The sequence below is a fragment of the Paenibacillus sp. S150 genome (genome assembly GCF_019352175.1).
GTDB lineage: Bacteria > Bacillota > Bacilli > Paenibacillales > Paenibacillaceae > Paenibacillus_AQ.
The window spans coordinates 66,277-90,463 of record NZ_JACBYI010000005.1 but is presented as its reverse complement, the minus strand read 5'-3'; the positions used below and the strand labels follow the sequence as shown (position 1 = coordinate 90,463).

The 24,187-nt window shown below is 50.4% G+C and carries 18 protein-coding genes and 1 pseudogene; 5 read left to right on the top strand and 14 right to left on the bottom strand.

Features of this window, described 5'->3' with window-relative positions; translation table 11 throughout:
- Nucleotides 1-198: 198 nt before the first annotated feature.
- The 5 genes and pseudogenes from HYD27_RS07505 to HYD27_RS07490 form a co-directional block, all read right to left on the bottom strand.
- Nucleotides 199-1,158, bottom strand: coding sequence for an AraC family transcriptional regulator (locus HYD27_RS07505; protein ID WP_219213175.1), 960 nt, complete (start codon nucleotides 1,156-1,158; stop codon nucleotides 199-201).
- Between the two features lie 390 nt (nucleotides 1,159-1,548).
- Nucleotides 1,549-2,199, bottom strand: a complete 651-nt coding sequence (locus tag HYD27_RS07500; protein WP_219213173.1) for a hypothetical protein — start codon at nucleotides 2,197-2,199, stop codon at nucleotides 1,549-1,551.
- 84 nt (nucleotides 2,200-2,283) lie between these two features.
- Nucleotides 2,284-2,460, bottom strand: a pseudogene (locus tag HYD27_RS32900) (DUF6809 family protein); the annotation flags it as partial.
- A 221-nt stretch (nucleotides 2,461-2,681) separates the two neighbouring features.
- A complete protein-coding gene (locus HYD27_RS07495; protein WP_219213171.1) occupies nucleotides 2,682-3,179 on the bottom strand; it encodes a YcxB family protein in 498 nt (165 codons plus the stop codon).
- A gap of 125 nt (nucleotides 3,180-3,304) precedes the next feature.
- Nucleotides 3,305-4,861: an ABC-F family ATP-binding cassette domain-containing protein gene (locus HYD27_RS07490; RefSeq protein ID WP_219213169.1), complete on the bottom strand. Its 1,557-nt coding sequence runs from the start codon at nucleotides 4,859-4,861 to the stop codon at nucleotides 3,305-3,307.
- A 263-nt stretch (nucleotides 4,862-5,124) separates the two neighbouring features.
- On the opposite strand from HYD27_RS07490, the gene HYD27_RS07485 reads away from it, so the two are divergent.
- From HYD27_RS07485 to HYD27_RS07470, 4 genes are all read left to right on the top strand, one after another.
- Nucleotides 5,125-7,491 carry a helix-turn-helix domain-containing protein gene (locus tag HYD27_RS07485; RefSeq protein WP_219213167.1) on the top strand — a complete coding sequence of 789 codons (2,367 nt, stop codon included), beginning with the start codon at nucleotides 5,125-5,127 and terminating at the stop codon, nucleotides 7,489-7,491.
- Between the two features lie 243 nt (nucleotides 7,492-7,734).
- Nucleotides 7,735-9,369 (top strand): extracellular solute-binding protein, encoded by a 1,635-nt coding sequence (locus tag HYD27_RS07480; RefSeq protein ID WP_228745029.1) that lies wholly within the window; start codon nucleotides 7,735-7,737, stop codon nucleotides 9,367-9,369.
- Nucleotides 9,370-9,447: 78 nt separating this feature from the next.
- Nucleotides 9,448-10,368: an ABC transporter permease gene (locus HYD27_RS07475; RefSeq protein WP_219213163.1), complete on the top strand. Its 921-nt coding sequence runs from the start codon at nucleotides 9,448-9,450 to the stop codon at nucleotides 10,366-10,368.
- 55 nt (nucleotides 10,369-10,423) lie between these two features.
- Nucleotides 10,424-11,299 carry a carbohydrate ABC transporter permease gene (locus HYD27_RS07470; RefSeq protein ID WP_228745028.1) on the top strand — a complete coding sequence of 292 codons (876 nt, stop codon included), beginning with the start codon at nucleotides 10,424-10,426 and terminating at the stop codon, nucleotides 11,297-11,299.
- A 226-nt stretch (nucleotides 11,300-11,525) separates the two neighbouring features.
- Here the strand turns inward: HYD27_RS07470 and HYD27_RS07465 are convergent, their stop codons facing one another.
- From HYD27_RS07465 to HYD27_RS07435, 7 genes are all read right to left on the bottom strand, one after another.
- Nucleotides 11,526-13,046, bottom strand: coding sequence for a tripartite tricarboxylate transporter permease (locus tag HYD27_RS07465; RefSeq protein ID WP_219213156.1), 1,521 nt, complete (start codon nucleotides 13,044-13,046; stop codon nucleotides 11,526-11,528).
- An 18-nt stretch (nucleotides 13,047-13,064) separates the two neighbouring features.
- Nucleotides 13,065-13,508: a tripartite tricarboxylate transporter TctB family protein gene (locus HYD27_RS07460; RefSeq protein ID WP_219213153.1), complete on the bottom strand. Its 444-nt coding sequence runs from the start codon at nucleotides 13,506-13,508 to the stop codon at nucleotides 13,065-13,067.
- Between the two features lie 69 nt (nucleotides 13,509-13,577).
- Entirely contained in the window at nucleotides 13,578-14,609 is a 1,032-nt protein-coding gene (locus HYD27_RS07455; protein ID WP_219213150.1) for a tripartite tricarboxylate transporter substrate binding protein, read from the bottom strand.
- A 34-nt stretch (nucleotides 14,610-14,643) separates the two neighbouring features.
- Nucleotides 14,644-15,552, bottom strand: a complete 909-nt coding sequence (locus HYD27_RS07450) for a Nif3-like dinuclear metal center hexameric protein (protein ID WP_219213147.1) — start codon at nucleotides 15,550-15,552, stop codon at nucleotides 14,644-14,646.
- Nucleotides 15,553-15,657: 105 nt separating this feature from the next.
- Entirely contained in the window at nucleotides 15,658-16,683 is a 1,026-nt protein-coding gene (locus HYD27_RS07445) for a zinc-dependent alcohol dehydrogenase (RefSeq protein WP_219213144.1), read from the bottom strand.
- The gene (locus tag HYD27_RS07440; RefSeq protein WP_219213142.1) at nucleotides 16,680-17,570 is read right to left on the bottom strand and encodes a sugar phosphate isomerase/epimerase family protein; all 891 of its coding nucleotides are present in this window, start codon (nucleotides 17,568-17,570) and stop codon (nucleotides 16,680-16,682) included. The genes HYD27_RS07445 and HYD27_RS07440 overlap by 4 nt, the downstream gene beginning before the upstream one ends.
- A 36-nt stretch (nucleotides 17,571-17,606) precedes the next feature.
- Nucleotides 17,607-17,897 (bottom strand): putative quinol monooxygenase, encoded by a 291-nt coding sequence (locus tag HYD27_RS07435; RefSeq protein ID WP_219213140.1) that lies wholly within the window; start codon nucleotides 17,895-17,897, stop codon nucleotides 17,607-17,609.
- Between the two features lie 269 nt (nucleotides 17,898-18,166).
- Here HYD27_RS07435 and HYD27_RS07430 point away from each other — a divergent pair, with 269 nt between their 5' ends.
- A complete protein-coding gene (locus tag HYD27_RS07430; protein WP_219213138.1) occupies nucleotides 18,167-19,045 on the top strand; it encodes a LysR family transcriptional regulator in 879 nt (292 codons plus the stop codon).
- A 13-nt stretch (nucleotides 19,046-19,058) separates the two neighbouring features.
- On the opposite strand, the gene HYD27_RS07425 is transcribed toward HYD27_RS07430, so the two are convergent.
- Nucleotides 19,059-19,829 (bottom strand): type I 3-dehydroquinate dehydratase, encoded by a 771-nt coding sequence (locus HYD27_RS07425; protein ID WP_219213136.1) that lies wholly within the window; start codon nucleotides 19,827-19,829, stop codon nucleotides 19,059-19,061.
- A 1,331-nt stretch (nucleotides 19,830-21,160) separates the two neighbouring features.
- Nucleotides 21,161-24,163, bottom strand: a complete 3,003-nt coding sequence (locus HYD27_RS07420; protein WP_219213134.1) for a beta-xylosidase family glycoside hydrolase — start codon at nucleotides 24,161-24,163, stop codon at nucleotides 21,161-21,163.
- Between the last annotated feature and the right edge of the window lie 24 nt (nucleotides 24,164-24,187).

Below are 24,187 nucleotides of genomic sequence, written 5' to 3'. Positions count from 1 at the left end.
TGCGTTTCGCTTAAGTCTTTGCCTGTTCCCTTTCATTTTTTGCCCGATCCTCCAGGAATGGGCTTCCGCAGGAATAATCAAAACCCGCAGGCCAGTAGGGCTGCGGGTGCGTGAAATTAATCAGGGTTACAGATTTCTTGTTAAACAAGGACCGCTCAAGAAAGGCAGGCCTCTGATTCCGCTTCCGTAAAAGTTAGATCAGTCGGATAATTGTGTCCGCTGACGCAATCTGGCGATATCTCTGCTGGGCGGACTCCCGAAGAAACGTCTATAATCCCGGCTGAACTGGGAATCGCTCACGTAGCCGACTAACCGGCAGGCCGTGGTCGCATCCATAGGGCCGGCTAACATCAAACGCCTGGCTTCATGAAGACGTAATGCCTTCTGGTATTGCAACGGACTCATTGAGGTGACAGACTTGAAATGCACGTGAAAAGAAGAGGCACTCATATGAACCAGCTCTGCCAGCTCTGCAACCTTCATTTGCCGGGAGAAGTTGTCGCGGAGCCAGGCAATTACCTTCGCGACCCGCTGTACATCGGACTCCGCAAAGCCCATTTCAACAAGCTGAGCGCCGATTGGACTGCGCAGAACCCGTATCATAATCTCCTCCAGCACAAGCGGCGCAAGCAGGTCAACGTCTCCGGGACTTTGCAGACACTCCACCAGCCTCGTAACCGCATTAATAATGTTCAAGTTGCTGTTAGCGATGTACCCTTTGTTCCGCTTACGAACTGGAGGCAGACCCCGGGGATACAATTTCAGGCTCAATTCGCCAATCCTCTGAGGATCGAGTTCCAGCTTAACGCTAAGGTAAGGCTCAGCAGGGCTGGCTTGCGTGAGCTGCATGGCAACCGGCAAGGCAACCGGCAACAAAATCATACGCGACTTATTGAATTGATAGACCTCCTGCCCTGCCGTGATGGTCTTTGCCCCTTGTGCCACTATCAACAAAGAGGTCGAGTAGAAGGTTTTTACGGTATCCGGGTCAGTTCGTGAATAGCGGCTGACATACAAACCGGGTATGCGCTGGCTATAAGTACCGTCCTGTGGAGCAAGGGCGGAAATCAGACGCGCCAGTCTGGCCGTCTCTGCATCAAGCGATCCCGCATTACTGCCCGATATCGTTGCCGCCGTATATTCATCCTCTATCCTCATGATCTGAACAACAGCTCCTCTGTATAAAGACATCTCATATTTTAAAGAAATGATGTAAAAAAAGCCAATCACCCTGGAACGTTGTTATTAAATTCAAGATTAATCAATTATGAATTATGTTTCATACAAATTGATCGGTCCCCTCTCCTTTATTTTTCACTTCCCTTAATAAAAATTCTTTCTGCATCCGCTCATGACTCCCCATACAACATTGATTTTCCATTCACATTAATGACTGGCGTTAATCTAAAGACTGATAACAGGATGTCACTGTTCAGCGACGAATCGCATTCTGCTGTATTTCGTGCAACAGATTTCAGGAGCGGAGGCCAAAACTTCCGTTCTTACTAAATTCTGCTGCGCAAAGTGCAAGCTTATTCTTATTATCATTTATTGGATATAATCTTGAAATCCATCTTTCTCTAAAATTTGACTTTCTTTGTCGGGCTCGTTGTATTCCGCAGCTTTCTTAAAATTGAGTTCTTTATCTTCGAAGGATTCTAATTCTTTTTGCGGCCGGGACCATTTAACTATTTTATTTTCGTCAGTAATTTCATAAATATTAGTTTCTTCACCTAAAATCCAAAATGTATTTTCAATATCAAAATCAACAGTCCGCTTTAAAAATAAGATGTACTTTTCTCCTGGAGAAAAGAGTTTGTTATCATTAAAACTCCATTTACTATTACCTGCTTGCATAATATTTATTTCTTTCGTTGCTAGTGGTTCTTTTTGAGTTAAAATATTTATAATTTCCGTTTTAAAAATTGTCTTCGGAGAAGGGTCATCTGTCTCTTTTATTTTTTCCTTGATTTGAACCTCTACTATTAAATCTGATTTATTTACTGATTCATCAAAAGGATAGACTTCAACCTCCGCGTCTATATTTCCTGATTTAGACGGATTATTTATTTTCTTGGATGCTGAGGAAGCCGTATCAAAATCAGCTTTGAGTTCTCTTCTTGAAGAAGCAAAGTAAACTGAGGAAGATATTAGGACCAACGAACTTACTAAAAGCCAAATTTTAATCCGAGTTTTCATTCTTCACATCACATCCATTAACTGTAATTTAAATCCAAAAAACAGAACAATAGCCATAAATAAATATTATGAGTTATGATCATTTCACTTTTTTCTACATATAATAGCATGCAATGCGGGCTTGAGTCCGGTCAACATGATGGTATACAACACCTCAATCATCATCAACGCCCCCAGGCGGAACCCTTCCGTATAAGCAGCAGCAGAATACATAGATGTCGTTTGCCCCAACAAATCGATTAACTTCTCCAGCTCATCATACTCCGGTGAAAGCTTTTAGTGATAGGCATCGATTAACGAAGAAATCTTGCGGTTAATGTTGCATTTTAGCGATATAATCACTAACACTTTTTAAAAGAAAAAAAGCCAAGCGGGAGATATTCTCTCTTTCGCTTAGCTACAATCATGAACATAACTTGCAAATTGTATTTTTCGATGCTGCTTTCTTTACCCTTAAGTTCAATATCTTCAATATTGCAAGCTCACCGGATAACCCCTGAGACAATCTTCTGGTGAGCCGATACATAAGCTCTGAACTGGTTTTCTTGGGCTGCATCCTCAAACGACCGTTTGGCGATGAACCAATATTCCGTTTTACTAAGGAACAGCAAATAATAGCCTTTGTTCTCCCACACCCGGGAAAAGAAGCCCCATTTCACTTTGGAATCAGCCGCTTCCGGTCCGAGTTCGATGCCTTCTGCATCAAATAAGTATTCAAATTCCTTGCTGTATCTCTTATCGGCCGACAGGATTCTTGGGACTAACAGGGTACGCGTAACAATGGACATTGCCATCGTTAGCAGGAGTGCAATTGATATCCCCAGCAGGATAATTGAACCGGAATTGGCATATAAAATCAAAGACAATACAACAAACACGGCTTGAAGAGCAATAGCGAGCCTTGATTTCCACGAATTAAAATAGACTGCCCGGGCAACCTTTGTAATATGTTCTCCGTAATGAAAGCTGATCTTCTCCATTTTGTTACACTTTAATTCCCTTCTCTTATCGACTCTATTTTTCAAATGACCCGTAAGAATGTCACTTTTTTCAAAGCTTCCATCTTACGGGCCACCGTTACAGACCGGCAATATTGCAGGCCGTTCTAAAACACCTTCGTCGTCCACGATTCGCAGTTCCACGTTTCCGTCACGATGTCGCGGTAAAATTCGGGTTCATGGGAGATCAGCAGGATGCTGCCCTTATAGGCTTTGAGCGCACGCTGCAGCTCGTCCTTCGCATCCACGTCGAGATGGTTGGTCGGCTCGTCCAGTACAAGCAGATTCGTCCCGCGGTTGATCAGCTTGCACAAGCGGACTTTGGCTTTCTCGCCGCCGCTCAGGACCGCGATCTTGCTCTCAATATGCTGGGTGGTCAGACCGCATTTGGCCAGAGCTGCCCGGATTTCAAACTGGGTGTAGGACGGGAACTCGGTCCAGATCTCTTCAATACAGGTATTGTAGTTCGTTCCCTTGATTTCCTGCTCGAAATAGCCGATTTCCAGCAGGTCTCCGAGTCTGGCCGAACCGGAAATTGCCGGGATTTGGCCGAGAATGCTGCGCAGCAGCGTCGTTTTTCCAATTCCGTTCGCGCCGACGAGCGCAATTTTCTGCCCCCGTTCCATTTGCAGGTTCAGAGGTCTCGACAACGGCGAATCGTATCCGATCACTAAATCCCTGGTTTCGAAAATCAGCTTGCCGGAAGTGCGCGCATCCTTGAAGTTGAACTGCGGTTTCGGCTTTTCCCTGGCAAGCTCGATAACCTCCATCTTGTCCAGCTTCTTCTGCCGCGACATCGCCATATTCCGCGTAGCCACGCTGGCTTTGTTCCGGGCAACGAAGTCCTTCAGATCCGCAATTTCCTGCTGCTGGCGTTTGAACGCAGATTCAAGCTGCGACTTTTTCGCCTCGTACACCTGCTGGAAATATTCGTAATCCCCCACATAACGCGTCAGCGACCGGTTCTCCATATGGTAGATCAGGTTGATGACGCTGTTCAGGAACGGAATGTCATGCGAGATCAGAATGAAGGCATTCTCGTATTCCTGCAAATACCGCTTCAGCCATATAATATGCTGCTCGTCGAGATAGTTCGTAGGTTCGTCAAGCAGCAGAATATCCGGCTTCTCCAGCAGAAGCTTCGCCAGCAGCACCTTGGTCCGCTGGCCGCCGCTGAGATCATGCACATCCTTATCCAGACCGATATCCGTCAGGCCAAGCCCGCGGGCGGTTTCGTCGATTTTGGCGTCGATCATATAGAAATCCTGGCTCGTCAGCGTGTCCTGAATCGTCCCGACATCCTCCAGCATTTGCTCCAGCTCCTCCGGGGACACCTCGCCCATTCGGCCGTACATATCGTTCATCTCTTGTTCCATATCGAACAGATATTGAAAGGCCCCGCGCAACACATCGCGAATCGATTGCCCCTTCGTCAGCACCGCGTGCTGGTCCAGGTAGCCTGCCCGCATGCGTTTGGCCCATTCGACTTTACCTTCGTCGGGCTGAAGCTTGCCTGTAATGATGTTCATGAAGGTCGATTTCCCTTCACCGTTGGCGCCGATCAGACCGATATGCTCGCCCTTCAGCAGGCGGAAGGATACATCGGTGAAAATCGCGCGGTCGCCGAATCCGTGACTCAGCTTTTCCACATTTAATATGCTCATGTAATAAACACCTTTTCCTTTATACTGTATACTCGTCATATTATAAAGGCTAAAGGGCCACAACTCCAGAAGAGGTTTTAAAAAAATAAGCTTTGCCGCCCGGGTCGGGTGAAACTGGAATCGGGAAAGGCTGCTTTACCTTTAAGCGGTGCAAATGCGGTTTTCTTTTGCCCTTGCAGAAAAATAAAGAATTACTTCGGATCTTGGTTTAATATAAGAACTGCCACAACAAGACGGAGCATAGGCAAGGGGGATGACATAATTTGTGGAAGCGGTTTCTCGTAAGACGTAGAAGTGTAATCCTTACCTGGTTGTTTTCCTACCTGGTAATTTTAACGGTGCCGATTCTGATCAGCATATTCGTCTATTATCAGTCGCAGGAGACCCTGAAAAGTGAAATCCACCGGGCGAATAATGTTCTCCTAAAGGAAGTCAGGGAAACGGTCGACAATCAAATCCAGAACGCAGAACGTTTGACAACGGAGTTGACCTGGAACGTTAGCATCCGGGGATTTATGTATTCAAGTCTGTATAAAACGCCGGGCAGTCTCGATCCTGATCTGTATAACCTGTACAAGACCGCCAAAGAGCTTGCGATCTATCAATCCTTATATCCTTCTATCAAGACGTATTACGTTTATTGGAAGAATCAGGATATTGTTTTTGAGCCGGGCGTATACCGCAGCAGCAAGCTGGCTTTTGAGACGATTCATGAGAATGAGACAATCAGCTATGAAATCTGGCTCCGTATTTTGCAGGACAAGAACGAGGGACATTTTATCAAGCTGGAAAATACGGATTCTCCGGCAGCGAGCACACTGGCATATATCCATTCCTTTCCCGGAAACAGATTGGAGAAGCCGCCGGGAGCAACGGTTGTGCTGCTTGATACTTCCCGGCTGATGGAGACGATCCGCAATGTTCAGGACTTCAGCAGCGGACAGGCAATGATTCTGAACCGGAACAGGCAGGTCCTCCTCTCCACCAGACAGAACGGTAATCCGCTGGCCCTGTCGAATCTGGATTTCGCAGACAGCTCCGGCTCTTACTTTGCTGATTATGAAGGACAGCCCTCGGAGTATATGTATATCAAGTCCCAGAACTCGGAGTTGATCTATCTCACGGTGGTGCCCAGCTCGCAGGTCTGGAAAAAGACTGACTATCTGCGTAACATTACCTACATTGGCATGCTGGTCAGTGCAGTCGGAGGTACCCTGCTTTCGATTATTTTCCTGCTCAGGAACTACAGTCCCGTCCAGCGATTGCTGCGGCTGTTAAAAGGGGCAGAACCGGCTTCCCCTTACTTTGAAGGCAATGAGTTCCTGCATATCCAGAATGCGATATCGGATACTCTACAGGAAAAGGGAGAAATACAAGTAAGAATGCAGCAGCATTCTTACTTACTCCGCTCGAACATGCTGTCCAGGATGTTCAAGGGAAAATTGGAGCAGCAGATTGCCTTGGATGAATCTTTGTCCGCGTTTGATGTCCATTTCCAGTCAGAGTATTTTGCCGTAATTCTCTTCTATATGGACTATGAGCGGTTTATAGAGCATTTGGATGAAATTTCGGGCATCCACAATAAGCCCAGGCTGATGCAATTTATTGTAACCAATATTGTGGAGGATTTCGCCAAGGAGAAGCATCGCGGCTTTGTATGTGAAATGGATGACAATATGGCTTGTCTGATTAATTTCAATCCCGGAGATCCCGGGCAGTTTCCGAAGGATGTTCGGGAGCTGACCGAGCAGGCCTGCCGGTTCCTGAGTGAAAAATTCAACATTCATGCCCTTGCCGCCATCAGCGGAATCAAAAGCACGGTGGAGGACATCTCCCAAGCCTACAGGGAAGCGTTAGACGCTATGGAGTACACGATTGTAGTCGGAGCCGGGGAAATTATAAATTATGAAGAGATTCAATTTGATGAACCGGATGAAATACAGGCCATTTATTATTATCCGATTGAGGTTGAGCAGCAGCTCATGAATCATGTCAAGGCAGGTGACAGCGAGAAAGCAGCCGCCATCATCCGCGAGATTATTTCCAGAAGCATGGGTCAGGCCAAGCTGTCCGTCCCGCTGATCAAGTGCCTGATGTTTAACTTGATAAGCACTTTGATTAAGACGGTTGGAGAAATAGGCGATGCAGAGGAAAATGCCTTAGTGAACAATACAATATGGATCACCCGGCTGATGAATTGTGAATCCCTGAAGGAAATGGAGCTTCAATTACTGGCAGTTGTACGGGAGGTATGTGAGTATACAACGCTGAAACAGAAGCAGTTGCAGCAATCCTCCCGCAGCCAGACGCTCAAGGAGCTGAACACCGATATTATGGAATATATCTCCAATCATTATATGGAGGCCAATTTGAATATTTCTTCGGTCGGGGAGCATTTCGGGCTGACCCCTACCTACCTGTCGAAGCTGTTCAAGAATCAGTCGGGCAAGGGTCTGCTGGACACGATTAACCATTTCAGAGTAATGCAGGCCAAAGCTTTGCTGCGGGAGCCCCGCAACAGTATAAAATCCATCTCGCTGCAGGTCGGCTTTCATGATATCAATACGTTCATTCGTACGTTTAAGAAATATGAAGGGGTGACGCCCGGGCAGTATCAAAAAATACTCTAATTCCCGTCCAAGAACCCCTTCCGGAAAGGAGGCTCCCGAAGCCTCCTTTTTATTTTCCGGGCAGGTTTTTGCGGTATTTGATATTTTGCAGATGGAAGTTGGACAATCATTGATGAAAACCGTGAAATTGAAGATCGCATTTGGCTTGTTGACGATTCTCAAAGCTGCGGCCGGATAGCATAATCGGTAGTGAGGCGCCTCACACTTCAGCTGTGAATATAGATAGGGAGGGTTACAGGCAATATGAAATCAAAAGCTATGAAGAGATTAAAAATGGGGGCAACGGCTCTTGCCGCTGTTATGCTGTTGGGGATTGCAGCGGCATGCGGCAACAACAGTACGGAACCGGCAAATCCTTCGAACGCAGACGGCCCGGGCAATTCAGCTCAGGCGTCAGATGGGACCTATCCTTTAACATTAAAAGCAGATAAGCCGCTGACCTATTGGGCCGAATATGGCTCGACCAAATCAACCATTGACGAAGTTCCCTTTTTTCAGGAATGGCAGAAGCGCACAGGAGTACCGCTCAAATTCATCAGTCCTCCTGCCGGGCAGTCAACGGATGCGCTTAATATTCTGCTCGCCTCCGGCGACCTGCCGGACATGATTGAATATGACTGGTTCAACTTCCCGGGCGGACCGGAGAAGGCCATCGCTGACGGCTACATCCTGCAGTTAAATGATGCCATCGATAAATATGCGCCGAATCTGAAAAAGTTTCTCACGGAAAATCCGGATATCGACAAAATGCTGAAAACCGATAACGGAAGCTACTATACCTTCCCTTTCCTGCGCGGGGATGCTTTGCTTCAGGTATATCAAGGACCGATTGTCCGTCAGGATTGGCTCGACGAGCTTGGATTGGCTGTGCCGGAAACGATGGAGGACTGGCATACCATGCTTACTGCCTTTAAGGAAAAAAAGGGCGCGGTAGCCCCCCTTTCCTATGTCTTTCAGTCTGAATTCCTTAATAATGGAGCATTTGTAGGCGCGTTCGGTACAAGCCACAGCTGGTTTCAGGAGGACGGCACCGTGAAATTCGGTCCGATGCAGCCGGGATACAAAGACTTCCTGGGCACGTTCCGTCAATGGTATGCCGAGGGCCTGCTGGATAAGAACCTAGCCAATGTGGATGGGAAAGCCCTGGATGCCAACATGACGACAAGCGCCACAGGCGCTACCGTTCATAATTCCGGCAGCGGCATCGGCAAGTGGATACCGCTGCTGGCGGAGAAAGACCCGCAAGCGAAGCTGGCGGCCGCCCCGTATCCGGTTCTTCATAAAGGCGATATGCCAATGCTTGGACAGAAGGACCCGGTATATACGACGGGAACCAACGTGGCCATTACTTCCAAGACCGGGAATGTGGAGCTTGCAGCCCGTTTGCTCGACTGGGGCTACAGTGAAGAGGGACATATGTATTTCAACTTTGGCCAGGAAGGAATCAGTTATGAAATGAAGGACGGCGCTCCCACCTACACGGATTTGCTGATGAATAATCCGGACAAGCTCTCCCCTTCACAGGCTATGTCACTGTACATCCGTGCCAATTATGGCGGACCCTTCGTTCAGGATAAACGCTATATTACCCAATATCTGACGCTTCCGGAACAGAAATCCGCAATCGAGATCTGGGCAAAAACGGATGTGGACAACTACAAGCTGCCGCAGATTACGCCGACACCGGAGGAATCCTCGGAGCTTGCGCAAATCATGAACGATGTGAACACGCTGGTTGACGAAATGACCCTGAAAATCATCATAGGCAATGAATCCATTGATGCGTTCGACAGTTACATGGATAAGCTGAAAGGTCTGGGGATCGACCGTGCGGTTGAAATTCAGCAATCGGCTCTGGACCGCTACAATAAGCGCTAGTTCAAAAGCAGTTACGGGGGTGGAGGTCCGGCCTTGATGTCTGCCCCGCCCCTCTTCCCAGTTAAGGAGAGAAAACTTATGAATAAAGCCGCATTCAGCAAAAGGTTCGCCAGGGATTTTCTCACCAATAAGTACTTATATTTGATGATGCTGCCGGTCGTTGCATACTACGCCATATTTAATTATGCGCCAATGTACGGCGTTTTGATTGCCTTCAAGGATTATTCGCCCATGAAAGGAATTATGGACAGCCCGTGGACAGGCTTTGAGCATTTCAAAACCTTTTTCGACAGCTATTACTTTCTGCGGGTCTTGAAGAACACTCTCATCATCAGCGTATATTCGCTTATCTTCGAATTCCCGGCGCCCGTTATATTGGCGTTATTGATCAACGAAGCCCGCAACAAAACGTTCAAGAAAATTGTTCAGTCCGCCACGTATATGCCTTACTTTATATCGATGATTGTCATCGCCGGATTAATCAGGGATTTTACTGACAGCGGCGGAGTGATCAATACCATTTATATGTATTTTGGCGGGGACGGCACTTCCATGCTGCAGCATTCCAATCTTTTCCGCCCGATTTATATTTTATCGGAGATTTGGCAGAGGGCAGGCTGGGAATCCATTATCTACCTTGCCGCACTGATGGGGATTGACCAGGAGCAATATGAAGCAGCCCGTATGGACGGCGCCGGACGGCTGAAGCAAATGTGGTATGTATCCCTGCCGGGCATCCTGCCGACAATTGTGATCTTGTTTATTCTGCGTATGGGTAATTTGCTGAATGTAGGGTTTGAGAAAATCATTCTGCTCTATAACCCGGTTGTGTATGAAACCGCCGATGTTATTTCATCTTTTGTATACCGGAAAGGACTGCTCGAATTCAGCTGGAGCTACAGTACTGCAGTCGGCGTATTCAATTCCATCATCAACTTAACGCTGCTCGTGCTTGCCAACCGGATCAGCAAAAGAATCACCAATAACAGTCTGTGGTAGGTTCAGGCCATTCAGAATGATTCTTCGGCCGTACATGTGCTTAGGAGGTGCCGCATTGAAAACCAGCTTATCCGAAAAAATTTCTTTATCCATTATTTACTTTGTGCTGTTTGTGCTGATCATTCTTACACTGTATCCGCTGATATATGTAATATTCGCTTCCTTCAGCAATCCCAATGAGATCATTGCCAACAGAGGACTGCTGTGGAAGCCGCTTGGTTTTAATCTGGAGGCCTACAAGCTGGTCTTTTCCAATCCGGATATCTACACCGGCTACCGTAACACCTTATTCATCGTTATTGTCGGCGTCTCTGTCAACCTGGTGCTGACTGCTCTTGGAGCATACGTTCTCTCCCGGAAAAATGTCATGTGGAACAGGTTCTTTATGATCATGATCACTTTTACCATGTTCTTCAACGGCGGACTCGTTCCGTTATACCTCGTGGTCAAAGGAGTAGGTCTAACCAACACCCTGTGGTCAACCATACTGCCCTTTGCCGTTTCAACCTTTAATCTGATCGTGATGAGAACCTCGTTCATGTCCGTGCCGGATAGCCTGGAGGAATCGGCAAAGATCGATGGCGCCAATCACTTCACCATTCTTTTCAAAATTATTATTCCGTTGTCACTGCCTGTCATTGCCGTGATGGGATTGTATTATGCGGTGGAAAAGTGGAATGGCTGGTTCTACGCCTCTATCTTTATTCAGGATCATAATCTCTATCCGCTGCAAATATTCCTGAGGGAAATCCTGATACTAAGCTCTACAGACACTATGTCGGCGGGTGCGGCTGTCGGTGAACAGTTTCAGATCGGCGCAACGATCAAATATGCAACCATCGTGGTAGCCACTCTTCCCATTTTATGCGTGTACCCGTTTATTCAACGCTTTTTTGTAAAGGGTGTAATGATCGGAGCATTGAAAGGATAACCTTGAACGCCATACTGCCGCTGTACAATATCCATTCAGTTTGAAAAGCATTCGAAACCTGATTATGCAAAGACCTTAGGGCTTCCCTATGGTCTTTTTCATCTCCTGCTTCCCAAGCGGTAATCGAGGTCAAGGCTCTCCGGATCATCAATGGGTAAATACTTGAACAGACCTGCAGCCTTCATGGTTTCTTGGTTCACACAAGATTTAGTCCCGATTGCTCAATTCACTCCGCAAGCTCCAGCGCTTCGCCAACGGCGTCCTTCACCTGCCGCTTGGTGCGCCGGATAATGAACAGGGAGAAAATGAACAGCAGCAGGGCAAGAACAATAATCGCCAATGAGATGGGCCGCTGGAAGAAGATTGCAAAGCTTCCCGAAGACATCGCCATCGATTGGATGAACGACTTCTCGAACATCGGCCCCAGCACAAAGCACAGCAGCAGCGGTGTCACCGGCCAGCGGTATTTATGTAAAAAATACCCGATCACCCCGAAGACAAGCGCGGTGAACACATCAAACATGCTGTTGTTGATGGAATACGCTCCGATTAAGCTCAGGATCAAAATCACCGGGGCCATAATGCCGTAAGGGATCAATGTCAATTTCGCCCACAGTCCGACCAAGGGCAGGTTGAGCACCAGCAGCATCACGTTCCCGATGAACATGCTGGCAATCACCGTCCAGACAAAAGGCCCGTGGTCCTTAAACAGCATCGGTCCGGGCGTCAAACCGTTGATCATCAGACCGGCCAGCAGGATCGCCAGCGGAGGGGAGCCTGGAATCCCCAGCGCGAAGAGCGGGATGAAACCGGAGGAGCTGGTCGCATTATTGGCCGCTTCCGGAGAAGCGACCCCTTCCATCATGCCGTGGCCGAACTTCTCCGGCGTTTTGGACACCTTCTTCTCCAGGTCGTAGGCCATAAAGGTCGTGACCCCGGCGTTGCAGCCCGGCAGCAGCCCCATAAAGAAGCCGACCAGGCCGCCTCTGAACATGGAATTCAAGGTTTGTCTGATCTCCGCCCATTTCGGATAGATGTTGCCGATTTTTTTAATGGCAATGGTCTTTGTTTTTTCTTCCAGCCCTTTGAACACTTCCGTGACGGCAAACAGGCCGGTAATCACGCTGATCAATTCAATTCCGGCTTTCAGCGGCTCAATTCCGAAGCCAAAGCGGATTTGTCCCCCCGTGAACCCCATGCCCCCCATCGAGAGCAAATAGCCGAACAGCCCCATGATCAAGCCTTTGATCAGGGAATTCCCCGCCAGGTTTACAATAACGGTCAGCGCGAGCAGCATTAATGCGAAGTATTCGGGAGGGCCGAACTTCAGCGCCTGGTCCGCCAGAAGCGGCGCAAAAAACACCAGGCCAAAGACTCCTATGGTGCCCGCTATAAATGAAGCGATAGCGGATATGCCGAGCGCTGCCCCACCCCTTCCTTGCTTAGCCAGCGGATAACCGTCCAGGCTGGTGGGAATCGAGGACACTTCACCCGGAATGTTCAGGATTATGGCTGTCGTCGAACCGCCGTACATCGCCCCATAATATATGCCTGCGAGCATGATAATGCCTGCGGTTGGTCCCAGCGACATCGAGAACGGGAGCAGAATGGCAATTGTGGAAGTGGGGCCAAGTCCAGGCAGCATTCCCACCAATGTGCCAATCAAAGCCCCCCACAATGCCATTAAAAGATTCATGGGTGTGAAGGCTTCTCCGAAGCCGGTTAACAGCATGTTCAGTGCTTCCATTGAAAACGACCCCTTTGCCTAAAAATTAAAATAACCTGCGGGAAATGGCAGCCGGAGCCAATATACAAAGATGAAATATATGACCGCAGTCTGTACCGCCGAATAAATCGCAGCTTTGGCATAGGGATAAGAACCGATGACTTTAAATAAAGCGATAGAAATGACAAATGTGCTGAGCGTATAGCCCAAATAGCTGATCAATCCCCAATACGCAAACAGCGACACTGTGACAAGAAGCATTTTGCGCAAGGCGGTTGCGTCGGGGAACTGTACCTTGAAGCTTTCCCCCTTCTTGATCAGCATAATGAAGCCAAACAGGATCATGGCTGCGCCGATAACTCCCGGCATGAGGTGATCTCCGACATACAGGCTCTCTCTGGCCGGATACAGCCGCACGGACTCGGATATCGCTACTGCGCCAAAGAGCATGGTGACCACTCCGCCAATGCGATCTGACAACATGCGTTCCCCCCCTTTTTCTTTTATATAGGCAAAAGGAAAGGCTGAAGCAGCCTTCCCTCCCCCTTCCAATTATTGCTCAGGTCTTGGAATATCAAACTTTTCCGGTGATTCCTTGGCTTTGCCGGCATCATAGATCAGCCAGGCCTGCTGGGACTGCCACGCATTAATATAATCCCAAGCCGCATCGCCTGTAAGGCCCAGAGGGGTATAGCCGTTGGTTTTGGAGAAATCCTGGAATTGCGGGTCCTCATAGCCTTTCTTGAACGCCTCGGTTAATGCCTGGACCACTTCCTCCGGTGTTTCCTTTTTGACAAAAACGCCAAACCATGGCCCTGTAGTTTTGAGCAAAGACTGCGCTTCAGGCTTGATTGCCCCCAAGGCCGGAACCTCCGGAATGGAATCCACAGGATCATTGGAGACAACGGCCAGGCCTTTGAAATCCCCGCTCTTGATGTACTGGATCGCCGATCCCGCAGACAGCACCGTAGCATCAATCTGATTGCCCAGCAAGGCTGTAATCAGCGGACTGTCCCCCTCAAAGGGAACGGACTTGAACGTTGCCCCAAACAGCTTGTCCAGCATGATCGAGGCCACCCACGGCAATCCGCCGATCCCGCTTACGCCCAGCGAGATCGTCTCAGGCTTGCTTTTTGCGGCATTCAGCAGATCGTCGATTGTATTATAGGGGGAATCCTTGCTGACGACAATGACACCGGCAATTTTGGAAAAAATATAAATCGGCGTAAACTCCTTGTAGGTCAGGTCGGATAGTCCAAGCACCGGATACAGCGTTCCGTCCCCTGTGTTGAAGAGCAGATTGTAGCCGTCGGCCTTCTGGTCGTATACATATTGCTGGCCTATGGTGCCGGAAGCTCCCGGCTTGTTGACGATCACAATGCTTTTACCCAGAGCTTCCTCGGCAGCGATAACGGCAGTTCTTGAGACCAGATCGGTGCCTCCCCCTGCGGCCCACGGAACGATTCCGTTAATATTGGAGGCAGGATAGGCATTCTTCCGGGCAGCAGTTTCCGCGCATCCGGTTGCCAGCACAGACACACTCGCAGCCAGGAGAACAATTGACACTATTTTCTTCAGCTTCATGATTACCACTCCCTAATATAGTAGGTTCAAACGGCTACAGCCCATATTTATCCAGATCAGGTGTACCCGGCATAACCATATGTCTGACAGGGGCCTCCGCCCGGGACAATATCACCTGAACGTTATAGCCTCCCTGATCGAGCGCTTGCTTCAAGCGGCTCATCAGACTCAGGATACCCGGCAGCTCCACTTCGTAATGACAGAAATCAAGCAGGCACATGCCGATCTCCGCCGCATACAGGCGGTTGTCATGCCTTACATCGCCCGAAATCAGAAGCTCGGCTCCGCATAGCTTGGCACGGTCCAGATCCGAGCGTTCCCCTGCGCCTACCTGTACGGCTATCGTTTGTATGAAGCGGTCATCCGCGCCCACTACATTTACCGGTCCGGTAACCGTTCCTTCCAAACGCTTAATCAGCTCTATTAGGGTGCATGGGACGGACAGCGGGCCCACTCTGCCAAAACCGGCTTCCAAATCCGGATCAATGCCCTCCCCCTCCGGCACGGGTATGCTTGCCGCATTTACTTCCGCCGGAGTGGTGGCGAGAAAGGCATAGCCTTCATACAGCGGTCTTGAGGATGCCGCACCTGCTGCACGCATCAGTGTATCGGCCGTACCGTGGGTCAAAAAATCCAGGTTGTTATGGCAGACCACTAAGGCAATATTGTTCCTGGTCAAAGCGCTGACCGCCCTGCCTTCAAAGGTATCCGGCGTGATGCGCTTCACCCCTTTGCCCATAATGTGGTGATGCGTTACGATCATGCCGCAGCCCAGCCGTATAGCCTCCTCTATGACAGCTTCGGTCAGGTCTACAGCCATGAGCACGGCATCGACGTTCACGGCCGGGTCTCCGACAACAAGCCCGGAGTTATCCCTCGCTGCCACGCACGCAAACGGCACGATCGTATTCAGCACATTCATGACTTGCTCACATGCAGCCATCATTTTCTCTCCTCATGTTGCCAGTTTATAATTACTAATCAAATGAATTTACTTGGTTTTTGGGCCGCGCTATACGGGCAGCCCTCCCGTACGGCTGCCGCGCGCTCACCGCCCAGGCTGCACCAGCACTTTGATCACCGGCTCCGGTCTGGATACCATCACATCAAAGCCGTACTGGGATTGTGACATGGGCAGGATATGGGTAATGAGCGGGCTAAAGTCAAAACCGTTGTTAATCAGCTCAGCCGCGTTTTCAAAATCCCCCTGAACGATTCCTCTGCAGCCGATAAGCGCCTGTTCTCCTGCGACCAGCCGGTAAAAATTGCCCTCCAGTATCTTGGATGTCATTGGAAGCATTATAACGGTGCCGCTCAAGCTGGTCATGCCGCAGGCATCCGTAATAATTCCCTTGGCCGCAGCAGTAACAACAGTAGCATTCACGCCGCTGGAGCCGGTGCATTTCATGATCTCTTCAGCCGCATTCACCTTCAGCGGATTGAACACCCGGGCTGCCCCCAGCTTCAGGGCGACTTCCAAATTGTAGTCTATCGGGTCAATGCAATAGATCTCGCGGTAGCCCAGACTCCGGGCGGCAATCAATGCAAGCAGGCCAATCGTGCCGGTACCGAGTATGGCTACCGGGCCTTTGCCCGCATGCTCCAGCCGTCTCATGATATGGAAGCCGATGGAGAGCGGCTCCGCAAGCGCAGCGGACTCAAGTGAGATCCCGTCAGCAATTTTGAACAGCGTGCTCTCCGGCACATTGATATATTCGGCAAAAAAGCCCATCATCTTGCCGCTGCCGGCCACGATTTTGGTGGGGCAGATATTGATCTGTCCCGCCTGGCAAAAGCGGCATTTGCCGCAGGGTATGGCATGATTGACAACCACCCTGTCACCGGATTTGTGCTTCGTGACAGAGGCTCCCGCCTCCACTACTACACCCGAGACCTCATGGCCCGGAATCATCGGCGGCTTGCGGAAGGGATGCTCATTATGAAATAAATGAATGTCCGAGCCGCAGATTCCGGCATATTCAACTTGGATCAAGACCTCGTGAGCCTTCAATTGGGGCCGGGGGGCCTCCCGGATCTCAACTTTATGTTTTTCAGTAATGACTGCCGTTTTCATCGCTGTTCTCCCCCGAATAGCTTTTTAAACCCGGTGACCGATTGACGGTAGCCCTCTTCAAGCGTTCCCCCGTCAGGCACAAAGAAGTTTTCCAGTGAGACTACGCCGGAATAGTTATCCTTCATCAGCGCCCCGGCGATAGACTCCATATAAGGCACCATTGCGCCTTCTCCTACCTTGGTTGAGGTAATAGTGCTCTTGCGGATATCCACAGTGCCATCCTTGATATGAATATGGCCGATGCAGCCCTTCAGCTCTTCATAGGCATCCGGGAAAGGCGTCTCACTGTGAAATAAAGTGTTGGCCGGGTCCCACAATACTTTAAAACGGCTGCTGCCCATGTCCTCCACAAACTTTCTTGTAAGATAGGCGGAGGTCAGCAGTGTATTCACTCCTGTCTCGATCATCAGGTCAATGCCGTTATCCTCGGCCAGCCGCACCGGCTCTTCAAATAAGCGCAGCATTTTGGGCCAGGTCCGGTTATGGTAGGCATTCCGGTGATCCGCACCATTGTAACCCCAGATCGCCATTTGCCTGGAAAAGGTCAGACAGCGTATTTTGGTACAGTTCAGGGATTTGGCAAGGGCAATTTGTGCTTTGATTTCTTCTATGTTCGCCTGATAGACCGCATCGCCCAGTTCAATATGCTGCGCAGATTGATCCCTGAAGGCAAACCCGCCTACCACAGCGGCTTGAATATTGTATTTTTCCAGCAGCTCTTTGATTTTCCGGTGCTCTTCATCGGTATGCGTCCCTACGCGCTTTCCCCAGACCCACTCAATGTCCGCATATTCCAGACCGTCTTGCCGCATAACAGATAAGGCATGTTCGAAATCCCCATCCGGCCCGCAAATGTCCGAAGGTATCGCTCCCAGCTTCAGTCCCATAATCTTGGCTCCATTTGCTATGATTTGTGTTCAGGCTCAGTATACATATTCATATTTCTCCACCTGCACCGGCTGCCCGGGGTCGGCATATGCGTTCAATCTCTCGCGGTAGCCTGCCGCTTCAACCACTTTCAGGTGCGCGTCCAAATATTCCTGACTTTCCCAGGTTTCGATGATTGCCGCGACATTCTGCCCACGGTTCACATACAGCGTATATTCGATGCAGCCGGGCTCCTGTCTTGTCTGATCCGCCAGCTCTTGGACCAAAGCCGTGTACTTCTCCAAAACACCTTCGATGAGAGTTCTTTTGGCCACAATCCTCAGCATAGACTCCCTCCTTTTAATGTAATAGGAATACTAGGATATATTGCACTGCTTGTTCTGATTCTTTTTGCTAGCTCCTAGTATAGTGGATAATTGTCGTTTTGACTCATTCTATTTCACATATCATTAATAGGATTAATCTATGGTTAATTTAACCAAACCGGAAGATTGCTTGATAACCCGATTTCTTTACTGTAGTATCTTATAAAAATATAACATTTGCCTTACAGCCATAGAATGTCGTCAACCTACATCGAGGGTGGAAGAGCCTTATGAATTATAACTCACTGTATTATTTCAAAGTACTTGGCGAAACGGAGCATTTCGGAAAAGCGGCGCAGCTTCTGCATATTGAACAACCCAGCCTGAGCCAAAGCATTAAAAGACTCGAAAAGGATTTGGGCGTTCCGTTGTTTGAAAAACGCGGCCGAAATATGTTTTTGACAGAATCCGGACGTGCCTTTCATCAAAAAATCCGGCAGGCGTTCGACCTGATTGACGCTGCGGCATTGGAGCTTCAGCCCAAAGATCCGCTGGAAACCATTATTATTTCCTCTGTGCACTCGCATCCCAGATCCGAGTTTTCAAAATATGTAACAGAATTTCTCAATCAGCCCGGCCGCCAAAGCATAAGAATCTCCATCTATGAACGGCATACCCCGGAATCCTTCGAGGCGCTCAAAAACAATCTCTGCCATCTCATTGTTTGTTCCAGCAAAAGCGCTCAGGATGACTTCGAATATATCCCGATCTTCAAACAAAGGGTGATTCTGATTGTGCCCGAAAGCCATCCCTTGGCAGCCTATGATCAGATTGATATCAGAAGCGCACTGCCCTACAAGTTCATTTATCCTGCTCACATTACCGGAATGTGGACCATTTTTGAACGGATGTTTGCGGAAGCGGGAGCGCTGCCTCCGGTCGCCATGGAAGCCGAAAGTGTGACCTTTACCGCCTCGCTGGTCGCCAATAATTTTGGCATTGCCCTTTCGCCGGAAGCCGAGCACCTGAATCTGTATAATGTAAAAAAAATCCGGCTTACCAATGAAGCCAGCAACTTCTATCACTATCTGGCTTACTCCAAAACCAGACCCCTCTCCCCTGCCGCAGAGCAATTCAAGGCGTTTATCCTTCAGGAAACGGCTTTGTAGCTTTGCAGCCGCCCTAACGGATACGGTCGCGAAACCGTCTGATATCCTGAATATGCAGCTGTGCGGCATGGGAGCGGCGCCCGCCCGCCATGGCGAATGTCATATCCGACCCCAGATAATCCCCCAGCACCCGCATAAGCGGGCTGGCCTTGCCCACTGCTCCTGCAATCACCGGAATCTTCAAAAAGGTATCCCTGGCTTCATGGATGGCATCGCTGAAATCGGCCAGAGCCTTAAAGCTGCTTGCTTTGACAATGATTTTACCGATATCGGCGCCCCATTCCTGCCCGCATTGCAGAACCTTCAGAACCTCGCCGGGGTTCATTTTTTTGTGGAATTCATGGTGGGAAATGACCAGCCTTACACTGCGCTCATGCAGCTTCTTGCTCCAGAGGGACAGGCAGGCCCGGCCGTACCGCTGTTCAATATCAATGAGATCAACCAGCCCCGTTCTGCTGACGTGATCAATCAATTCAAATTTGTGCCCATCGGGAATATCGCTAGCGCCATCTTCTGCAAAGTGGCGGGGAGTGAACAGGATGGGCTTATTTCCGACAGCTGCCCGCAGTGCTGCCAGCGCTTCGAGAACCGGCCCGGGCTGAGGATAGGACCCGAAATAGTCCACTCTCCACTCATAAAGATCCGGGTTAAACTCGAGTGAACGATTTACGCCTGCAATCAGCTGGTCGACAGTTGAACCGGCAAGCGGTACACATAACAGATACTTGCCGCCGCCAAAAACAGCCTCCCTGACTTTTAATTGCGGTCTTGCTGCTTGCTCCACCTTAACCTGCCTCCATCTCTGTTTTGTTGAAAGAACCGCAGCTATAGCTGCAGTAATTATCGTAATCCGGTTCACCGCTTCAGTCCAATAGCTAATCCATTGAAATACATAGGCTGTTCCTCTCGATACAAGCGGAAACGGCTTCGCCGTCCTTGACCGGGCAGCGCAGCTGTTTGCATTTCAGGCGTAAGGCTGGCTGCGGTTCCCTGGCTCTCCGTTTCCCCTGGCCGGCTGAAGCTCTTCCTCCCCGATCCCTCCAGACCTTCCTGCTGAGACCCGGCGGCCTAAGCCCAAGTGGAAAAAGTAAACGTAATCCCCACATTCCCTTTTTGGCTTGCGTTAGCGGGAAAAAGGAGACCTAATCGATCCTTTTCTCTCCCTTGCAGAGGAATACGCCTACATTAAGATGAACTTGAAACATTCTTTTCAAAGGGCAGCCATTTTAGTGGTAAAAAGGATAACTAAAGTAGCGCATTCGGATATTGGATCATCCCTAGTGGGAAAAAGTACAACTAATCCGGCTGAAATCAGCCATATGGAGGGAGCAGGCCTCTATTAAGTGTACAAATTCCCACTAAATCCTGTTAAAGCCAAAATTCCAGCCCATTAGTGTTACTTTTTCCACTTCGCTTCAACTTCGCTTCAGTCCCCTATGAATCTCTTCCTTGCGTTCCATCAGCTTGTTCAGGTTAGCCGGTTCCATTCATACACATTAAGTTTCTTTAATGTGTTTTTTTAAAGATTACAGAACCGCCTCCCGCTTAAACAGCGGGGCGGACGGACCCGCGGAACAGCGGCAGCGGCCGCCCGGGTCTCCGGATTTTCACCGCTAAGAGACTGCGACGAAATAAAGTACCGCTACATTGTTGACAAAACTCCCAAAACCGTGGAGATTTTGTCAACAAAAGCGGATACTAATTTCCTCGCAGCTCCTAAGGGGAATGAAATAAATCTGGAGAGCACAGTTATTGGAACAATGCTCCGTTCGCAGAGCGTCCACTCCAGAAGCCTACGTATATCCTGCGCAGAATAACCCCACAAAGCGGGGACTTGGCTTCGATGATTTACTCAGGTATTTTGCGGGGACCCCAAAGCTTATAAACCTCAATTTCGAAAGTGAATTAAACCAATCCAGACCGGACAAGGGATAAACCCTCTTTTTCCTTCACCCATTGGGTGCAAGCTGTTTTTAGCAAGACATCCCTTCGTGTAGAGCTTTTTAGAGGATTTGTGGATACTTATTTTCGAAATTCAGGATAAATTCTTTATCTTTAAATAAAAAAACCTTGACCGCCCGGAGGCTTTCAAGGTTTTTTTCTTCCCGGAGGCTGCTACTGCACTGCCGTCAGCACCAGATCGTCGAAATGGACTTCCCCGCCGGCACTGCCCTTGTACAGATAAATGACGGCGCTGGTGCTGGCGCTTCCTGTCGTGAATTCAATTTCCTTGTGCACATATTCCGTGCCCTGCTCGAAGCCCCAGGCGTCCGTGAAGGCCCCGCCGTAATCCTTGACCCCAAACACCGCAACCCCGCCCCCTGCACTCTGCCCGAAGCCGGACAGCCTGTAGGCCGTGCCCGGAAGCAGCCCGGTGACCGTCTGCTCAACGCCCGCAGCCGGCCCGCTTAGCCGGGCCGCGTAGTCCCCTGTACGCGGGGCGGTGTCCGAGACCGAAGAACCGTTGTAATGGACCGCCCAGCCGGTGAAATCACCGCTCTCGAAGCCGGGATTCTGCAGCAGGTTGACCGGCTCCGGCTCCGCCGGAATGAACCGGAAATAGTCGTAGTCTGCCGTAAGTCCCGTACCGGCTCCCGTGAACAGGCCAATCTTCGGCTCGGCAATCTCTACCGTCTGAGTCGCTCCGGCCTGCTGGTAGCTCACCCCGTCGGCCGAATAGAAGCCGCTGTAGGTATTGCCCGCCTTTACGAGCCTGAGGTAGACGGTTGAGCCAAGAGTATCCGGGGTTTCCACATGCTGCCGCACGGCATTTTTCTGCGCAGTGAACTGAAATTGGCTGCCGGTGCCGTACATGCGCGTAATCCGGACGAAGGTCGCATCGCTCTCATAGACAATCAGTCCGCCCTGGGTCCATTGGGTTGCCGGAATGCCCGTCAGCTTGGTCTCGATGGTCCAGTCCCCTGCCGGCGCTCCGGTGAGCAGAAGGTTCTTGGCTGTGGTAGCCCCCTCCGCGATTTCCCCGCTCTCGGCGGTAATCCGCATGGAGCCGGGGTTGGCCGTCAGCGACCAGGCTGCGCTGTTCTCCCGCACCCAGGTCCATTGGCTGTCCAGTGCCGACGCGTTGAATTCGTCACTTCCGCCTTCGGTGAACACCGGCCCGGTTGGACCGGCAGGAGAGGCGCTGAACTGAATCAGCTCCAGATCGTCGAACGTCACCTGTCCCGTCCCTCCGGCTTTGTACAGAAAAATCGTAGCGCCGGTGCTGGACGCCCCTGTCGTAAATGTAATTTCCTTGCGGGTATATGAAGCCGCAGTCATATAGACGCTCTGTTCCGCGTTGCCGTGGTTCTTCACCCCGAAGACGGCCGATCCCCCGCCGCTGGCCGCGCCATAGGCGTACAGCTTATACATGGTATTCGGATGCAGGCCGCCAATATTCTGCTCCATGCCTGCATAGCTGCCGGTTAGCGCCGCTGCATAGGTCCCTGTGCGCGCTCCGGTGCTCACGATGGCAGCTCCATTGTAATGAAGCGGCCAGTTGCTGAAATCTCCTGTTTCAAAGCCCGGATTGAGCAGCAGATTCGTCTGGGAAGGCGGCTGCGGCAGCGGAGGCAGGTTGTTCGGGTCCAGCCCTTCGCCCTCGTAAGCCCCGATATTGGGAGCGGTGCCTGCCGGAACGGGGTTGCCGAAATAATCGCTGCCGCCGCTTGCGGCGATGATTTTGCCGCTGCCGATGGCCGGCGAGGTATTCAGCAGCTGATAGCCGGCCAGCGTGTCGCGGCCGATGCCGCCTGAGCCGGCCGATGCGAGCCTCGGATCAGCGGTGATCTTGTACGGGTCGGCCGGTTCGCTGGACGGATGGTTGCCGTAGAACAGATTGTTCTCGAAAACATTGCCGGTGCTGGAGCCGAATTGATAGCCCCCGGTGCCCAGATTATAAATCAGGTTGTTGTAAAAGGCCGTACCGGAAGCATAGCCGTCCCAATAGCCGTAATTGACGATATTGGTGCTTGACGTAAGCGGCAGATAGACGGTGTTGTTGTACAGCTTCGCGCCGCTGGCCGGACCGTTCAGGTTGAACACCGCCCCGCCGTCATTCTCGCTGATATTATAACGGACGACCGCATTGGTATTGTAATTGGAGGCGGTTGTCCCGTCATTGACGACCAGCACCATACCGCCTGCATTATGGTGGCTGTAGTTGTACTGGATAATAGTGCCGTCGCTGTTGTAGTCCGCATCAAAGGCCATCGCGTCGCCGCCGGGGGCGGTGTTGTACACTTCATTGTACTGGATGAGCGCATCCTTCGCGCCCCATACCCACAGCGGCACATGATATCCGGACGCGCGGACATGGGTGTCGTACACCACATTATGCTCAATGACCCCGCCGATCGTATTGAGCACAACCGCGCCGTCGGCGGCCACATCGTTAATCACATTGTTCTGCACCTTAAGCCCGGTGGAGTAGGTGCGCTGCGCTCCATTCAGATAGATTCCTACACTGTCGAGCGAATAGATATGGTTATTCTTGATGACCACATCCGACACATGCATGTCCCAGTTCGGACCCCAGACGATGATTCCGCCGTTATGCACATAATCGGTGGTTGTCGAACCCTTGACATTATGGATATCCAGGTTCTCGAATACAAAATGCTTATAGACCTTGGGATTGGTCCAGCTTCCGCTGCTGCCGCTCACATGGATGCCCCGGCGCTCGCCCGGGCTTGCCGCGTTATTCGTTATTTCAAGATTGCGGACCTCCCATTGCTCCTGGTTATAAAAATATATAGCGGCGGAGGCGCCTCCCCCCGCAATCAGCGGCTTGGCCCCGTCGCTGTAGCGGTCAATCAGGATCGGGCTGCCTTCGCTGCCCGATCCCTGGGGCGACAGCGTCCCCGTCCAGACGCCGCCCGCCTTGAACAGAATGCGGTCGCCGGGCTGAAAGACGGTGGCATTCACTTTGTCCAGCGTCTTCCAGGCCTGGGTTTCAGAGCTGCCAGTGTTGCTGTCGCTGCCCCCTGCCGAATCGACATAATACGACGTACCGGCTGCGCGCGCCGTTGACGGGACCATTACGGACAGTACGGATGCCAGAATCAACAGTGCCGCCAAAATCAGCTTGTTCATCTGATGCCATGGTCTTCTTATCATCTTCGCTTAAACCTCCCGCTATGA

Bases quoted from the DNA above. Each gene is read 5' to 3' on its own strand.
- HYD27_RS07505 (WP_219213175.1), bottom strand. From the start codon at position 1,158: ATGAGGATAGAGGATGAATATACGGCGGCAACGATATCGGGCAGTAAT.
- HYD27_RS07500 (WP_219213173.1), bottom strand. From the start codon at position 2,199: ATGAAAACTCGGATTAAAATTTGGCTTTTAGTAAGTTCGTTGGTCCTA.
- HYD27_RS07495 (WP_219213171.1), bottom strand. From the start codon at position 3,179: ATGGAGAAGATCAGCTTTCATTACGGAGAACATATTACAAAGGTTGCC.
- HYD27_RS07490 (WP_219213169.1), bottom strand. From the start codon at position 4,861: ATGAGCATATTAAATGTGGAAAAGCTGAGTCACGGATTCGGCGACCGC.
- HYD27_RS07480 (WP_228745029.1), top strand. From the start codon at position 7,735: ATGAAATCAAAAGCTATGAAGAGATTAAAAATGGGGGCAACGGCTCTT.
- HYD27_RS07475 (WP_219213163.1), top strand. From the start codon at position 9,448: ATGAATAAAGCCGCATTCAGCAAAAGGTTCGCCAGGGATTTTCTCACC.
- HYD27_RS07465 (WP_219213156.1), bottom strand. From the start codon at position 13,046: ATGGAAGCACTGAACATGCTGTTAACCGGCTTCGGAGAAGCCTTCACA.
- HYD27_RS07460 (WP_219213153.1), bottom strand. From the start codon at position 13,508: ATGTTGTCAGATCGCATTGGCGGAGTGGTCACCATGCTCTTTGGCGCA.
- HYD27_RS07455 (WP_219213150.1), bottom strand. From the start codon at position 14,609: ATGAAGCTGAAGAAAATAGTGTCAATTGTTCTCCTGGCTGCGAGTGTG.
- HYD27_RS07450 (WP_219213147.1), bottom strand. From the start codon at position 15,552: ATGGCTGCATGTGAGCAAGTCATGAATGTGCTGAATACGATCGTGCCG.
- HYD27_RS07445 (WP_219213144.1), bottom strand. From the start codon at position 16,683: ATGAAAACGGCAGTCATTACTGAAAAACATAAAGTTGAGATCCGGGAG.
- HYD27_RS07440 (WP_219213142.1), bottom strand. From the start codon at position 17,570: ATGGGACTGAAGCTGGGAGCGATACCTTCGGACATTTGCGGGCCGGAT.
- HYD27_RS07435 (WP_219213140.1), bottom strand. From the start codon at position 17,897: ATGCTGAGGATTGTGGCCAAAAGAACTCTCATCGAAGGTGTTTTGGAG.
- HYD27_RS07430 (WP_219213138.1), top strand. From the start codon at position 18,167: ATGAATTATAACTCACTGTATTATTTCAAAGTACTTGGCGAAACGGAG.
- HYD27_RS07420 (WP_219213134.1), bottom strand. From the start codon at position 24,163: ATGATAAGAAGACCATGGCATCAGATGAACAAGCTGATTTTGGCGGCA.